The organism is Acinetobacter lwoffii (assembly GCF_024129715.1).
Taxonomy (GTDB): Bacteria; Pseudomonadota; Gammaproteobacteria; order Pseudomonadales; family Moraxellaceae; genus Acinetobacter; species Acinetobacter lwoffii_U.
In genome coordinates this window covers 1-541 of record NZ_JAMXXM010000073.1, presented here as the reverse complement: position 1 = coordinate 541, position 541 = coordinate 1, and the positions used below count along the sequence as shown (strand labels likewise).

Genomic DNA, 541 nt, shown 5'->3' with positions numbered 1-541 from the left:
TTTTTTTAGATTACGAGGCGTCTTGGATCAAGAATGGGTATTCATTGACGGAAGCTACATACGCGTGCATCAACATGCAAGTGGAGCTCGGAATGGTTTCGAAAGAGCAATTGGACAATCACGTGGTGGACGAACAACAAAAATACATCTTGCAACCGACGCGAATGGATTACCGATTGATTTTAAAATCACTGGGGGTGGCGTCCACGACAGTCAAGTTGCAAAACAACTGATTGATACTGTAGGCGAGGCAACTTATCTCATTGCTGATAAGGGGTATGATGCTGAGCACATTAGAATATATGCCCAGAACAAGGATATGATTCCCATCATTCCAATGAGATCAAATAGTAAAAGATCGAATAAGGAGTTTGATAAATATCTATATAAATTAAGACATTTAGTTGAAAATGTGTTTGCGAGATTGAAGCATTTCCGAGCGATTGCAACCCGATTTGATAAGCTTGCACGAAATTACCAGTCTATGATTTACATTGCTTGCATATTTATTTGGTGTAAAGCCAAATGAGGACACGCCCTA

1 protein-coding gene is annotated in these 541 nt (G+C 39.7%); it reads left to right on the top strand.

Annotation, left to right across the window (positions count from 1 at the left end):
- On the top strand, positions 1–529 hold a 529-nt coding region (locus NI462_RS14940), incomplete at its 5' end, for an IS5 family transposase (RefSeq protein ID WP_253114897.1).
- Between the last annotated feature and the right edge of the window lie 12 nt (positions 530–541).